Source organism: Flavobacterium piscis, from assembly GCF_031457575.1.
GTDB lineage: Bacteria > Bacteroidota > Bacteroidia > Flavobacteriales > Flavobacteriaceae > Flavobacterium > Flavobacterium piscis_A.
The window spans coordinates 1-1,663 of record NZ_JAVDWQ010000038.1; the positions used below are offsets into that span (position 1 = coordinate 1).

A 1,663-nucleotide genomic window follows, 5' to 3' on the forward strand; every position below is an offset into this window, starting at 1 on the left:
AATTATTGATAAACTTACAGGGAAAGCAAAATGCCTAAATGATTTATTAAATAAAAATGGAGATTCATTTGTGCAAAAGTTATTAGCTAATTTTGAGGGAAAATCTGAATTTAATATTGAAATTGTTTCTAAGAATATAGTAACAAATAAAGATGAAAAAGGTAATGAGTATGAAGTTAATGGAAAGACAAGTTATACTCCAATTCTAGGAAATACTTTAATAACGATAGAAATAAGTACAACCAGAACAGATACACATTCTGCTCTAGAAGCTGCAAGAACTATTTTGCACGAATACATACATGCTGATCTTATCAGAAAAGAATATACCGGATCTAAAGTGCCCGGAGAAAGAGCAATAGATTTTAAAATAGCATATAATGCTTACGAAAATCAGCACGGCGTTATGGCATCATTATACATCACTAGTATGAAAGAAGCACTGAAAGCGTTTCATAAAATGGTACTGACTGACGATTATAATAAATATACGAATCATTTTGGAGAAGTACCTAGTGATGCTTTTTATGAAGCAATGGCATGGAACGGATTAAAAGAAAATGATGTGAAAGCCTGGAATGATTTAACCGCAAATCAAAAAGCAACAATAGAAAAGCTTGCTAACAGAGGTAATCTTTTAAGCAAAATAGTTCCTTGTCCATAATCAACATAAAACTCTTTAATTATGAAAATATCTATTCAAATTTTACTTTCTTTATTTTTCCTGAATACTCTAAAAGCTCAAGAAAAAGAAAAAGACACGCTTTATTTTGGTATAGATAAACATTATACCATTTCGCCTACAATTACTCCTAATCTCGGGTTCAAAATAACCTATTCTGAAAGACTGGAACGTAATAAAGAACAAATGAAACATACCAAAACAAATGGTTATATTTTTTTTGTTGGCAACGGTTATTTGGTAAAAGGTTTAAAACCTAAAAAAATATTTTCTTTAAAAGAATATATTGAAAATAGAAAATTCTATTTTGATGGCAAATACAATCAAATAGTAGATAAATGGAAACTAAAAGATTCCTTGACAGATAAATATACCATATTTTTTGTAAACGGTGATGAGTTTATACAACCGAGAGATTTAGAATATGATTCTTATTATCCAATGCGTGATGCGGATTGGAACTTAATTGAAAATAAAGTAAAAGACACCCTTGTTTTTAATTATGATACTAAATATATTCAAACTTATGTTAAAACACCAAAACAGTATTATTTAAATGATAGTAGTGGAGGGAGCAATGGGTCTTTTTTCTTTAGAGAAAAAAGTTTTGTAAATAATCTAGAAACAAAAGAATTATTATCTCTTCAAGAATTTGTACAATCTTCGAGATTCTATAATAAAGATAAAAAACAAAAATTAGATGATTTAAAACTTGCAGAATATTTCAATAATTATATCGTGTTTTTAGTGAGGAAAAATAGCAAAGAAACGGAATATATTCAAGTAGAGTCAAGTTTTGAGATCGAATAATACATAACCCGTCAATTACATTGCGAAAATTATGGCTACGGTCATGCTAAACAAGCTTTGTTTGAGCTAATTACCAAAACTTTTAAAACCGAAAGAGAGAAATACAATTACTACATCAATAATCTTGAAGAAGTTGATACGCTCTTGAAAAAAGGTGCTGCAAAAGCTTCT

1 protein-coding gene and 2 pseudogenes are annotated in these 1,663 nt (G+C 28.7%); all 3 read left to right on the forward strand.

Going from position 1 to position 1,663, the window contains the following annotated elements; translation table 11 throughout:
- Positions 1-664: pseudogene (locus tag J2W48_RS23005) on the forward strand (hypothetical protein); the annotation flags it as partial.
- Between the two features lie 21 nt (positions 665-685).
- Positions 686-1,492, forward strand: coding sequence for a hypothetical protein (locus J2W48_RS23010; protein ID WP_310284541.1), 807 nt, complete (start codon positions 686-688; stop codon positions 1,490-1,492).
- Positions 1,493-1,519: 27 nt separating this feature from the next.
- Positions 1,520-1,663, forward strand: a pseudogene (locus J2W48_RS23015) (tryptophan--tRNA ligase); the annotation flags it as partial.